This window comes from Thermococcus sp., from assembly GCF_027008145.1.
Taxonomy (GTDB): domain Archaea; phylum Methanobacteriota_B; class Thermococci; order Thermococcales; family Thermococcaceae; genus Thermococcus.
In genome coordinates, this window is record NZ_JALTCZ010000091.1 from 1 (window position 1) to 2,355 (window position 2,355).

Annotated in this window: 2 protein-coding genes and 1 pseudogene; all 3 read right to left on the minus strand. The window is 56.6% G+C overall.

Features of this window, described 5'->3' with window-relative positions; translation table 11 throughout:
- Positions 1–242, minus strand: a pseudogene (locus MVD07_RS04425) (CRISPR-associated helicase Cas3'); the annotation flags it as partial.
- Entirely contained in the window at positions 239–1,477 is a 1,239-nt protein-coding gene (cas8a2, locus tag MVD07_RS04430; protein ID WP_297499103.1) for a type I-A CRISPR-associated protein Cas8a2/Csx9, read from the minus strand. The pseudogene MVD07_RS04425 and the gene cas8a2, both read right to left, overlap by 4 nt.
- Entirely contained in the window at positions 1,467–2,195 is a 729-nt protein-coding gene (gene cas5a, locus MVD07_RS04435) for a type I-A CRISPR-associated protein Cas5a (protein WP_366078457.1), read from the minus strand. The genes cas8a2 and cas5a overlap by 11 nt, the downstream gene beginning before the upstream one ends.
- Between the last annotated feature and the right edge of the window lie 160 nt (positions 2,196–2,355).

Here is a 2,355-nt window from a genome sequence, read left to right on the forward strand (position 1 = left end):
ATGATAGACCTCATCGGAAGGACGTGTATAACCCTATCGAACAGCGAAGCGTCGGTTAGAGAGTGGATGGCAAGGGCAAAGCTCAGGAGCGTTTTTCCATAGCCAGTTGGGGCGTTGAGGACGAGAAGGGGTTGAGGAGACGAGGTTAAAAAGTCAAAGGCCTCCTCAAGGAGGGGTCTCCTCTCCGGCACAAATCCCTTTGCCTCCGCGAGCCTCCTGACCGCTTCGTTGTATGCCCTCACAGGAGCACCTCCAGGTGGTCCCGCCACATAACGGCTTTCAGAACCTTCCTCAGCTCACCGCTGGCCCTTCCGCTTCCCTCAACCAGTGCCCTGCCCTGGCGGAAGAGTCTGAAGACCGAGTCCTCTATGAGTTCCTTCCTCCCGCTGTTGACGGCGCGGTAGAGGTCCTTGACGAAGATATAAGCTAGCATCTCCCCGTCGCCGCTAACGCCCCTTCCGAGTTCCTTCTCGGCGATGTCCACGAGCGCCCACAGCGGGTATTTTTGAACACCTGCTTCACCTTCTTTCAGTGTTGCAGTAGTCTGAACTCCTCCGATGCTCAGGGCGTTTATGCGCTTCACGTAAGCGTCCAAGTACCTGCTGAGACCAGAGAGGTCGAGCTGGAGTGTCTTAAGTTCCGTGTAAACCTGCCCCTCGAGGCTAATCAAGTGCAGTGTAACAGGATATATCCCCTCAGGAGGGTTTCTGTTCTCCTCAGCGAGCTTCATCGCCAGCTTCATCTCGTACAGTTCCTCGGTGCTGAGCGAAACCCTCCCCCTGACCCCTGCTTCCGTGAGGGACAGGAGGCCGCGCGTAATGACGTCCTCGACTTCGTAGGGCCAGAGACCCTCTATTCCCGGCTTCGTCATGAGATAGTACTTACCGCCTATGAAGCCCGCGAACCCGGTGAAGAAGCCCAGCGCAACGAGGGAGAACCACAGGGGGTCGAGGCGTATCTGCGCTTTCCCTCCAGTAGTTGGAGTTAGGAATCCGCTCTGGCGCTCGTAGTATTCGGGCTGCTTGATTATTGCCGGCAGTATCGCGTAGTGGTCAGCCCTGGCCTTCTTTCCGGGCGGCTTTGATGTTTCACCGTCGTAATCAACGCCGAGGTACGTACCGTCCTTCTCAACCCTGACTGCCGTTAGGGACTCCCCCGGGTCGAGGCGCCCTTCCCTGATGAGTTTCACGGTCTCCCTTATGACCAGCTCAAACAGTTCGCTGTAGGTCTCTGGAGCGCTCCTGTTGAACCACACCTTCAGGACCTTATCGAAGGACTGCCGGTCGTTCCTGCCCATCTTGGAGGTGTGGGCTTTTACCTTGCTCTCAAGGGAGCGGAGGGCGCCTTCAAGGGCATCGGCCAGTTCCTCAGGCTCCGGATCGAGTTCCGCGTTCATGGCCACCCATGACATTCCGAGGGAGAGTAACTCTCTCGTGAGGCCCTCGTAGGGATACTTTGCCAGGGCATCAATGAGCAAGGACGACCACCTCCTCGCCAATCTTTGCAGTCCTGAGTCTCCCCCTGACCCTGACGATTCCTTCCGGATAGAACATTACCAGCCTGCTCGCCTTTGAGTAGTCCCCGATTCCGGAGCTCCAGTCAACCACAGATTGGAGCGTGCCCTTTCCCTCGACCTCAAGCCCCCTGAACGGGAATGCGTAGGCTGTCTCCGCTATCTGGGACTTGACTATCTTAGTCCGACCGCTCTCAACGCCTTCCACGCTGACAACTGACTCCCTCGAGCCGAGCCTCGTTATGCCCCATGCGGCCCTCTCGATGTCTTTCATGGTGTAAGTGCTCCTCTCCAGTGCGTCCTCGTTGATGAGGTAGACCGCAGTTACCGTAAATTCCTTCGTGCCGTACATGACGGCGAAGGGAAACGAGGTGACCGCACTCTGGCATATCTTCTTCTTCCAGTAAATAGTGTTTATTTTCAGTAAAGCACCCTGGAGCCTTGGCTTCCCCAGTGTTTTCACCGTCACCCAGTCGAAGAGGCCCAGAACTCTCTCCGCGGTGCTTCTGAAGGTTTTTCCTTTGTATACCGTCTCGGACCTATCCCCCGCGATATGCAGGAGGGGGTACGCTATGGCGCCGATGAGCGTTGTTGGCGGAACGTAGCGCAGCGCGGTTCTCATCTTGCTCTGTGGAAGGGCGCGGAGTGCCACTATCCCTGTTGGCCTCATCGTGACCTTCAAAAAGAAAGTCAAAGGGATCACCTCAGAAGGCTCCCTTTTCTTTGAGGTAGTCCATTTCCTCCTTCAGGGCTTCCTCCGGGACTTTATCCTCCGCGGCGACCGTGAACAGGTATTCCTCACCGAAGCTCTCAAGAACCTTGAGTCTCCTCTCGGTTTTGCC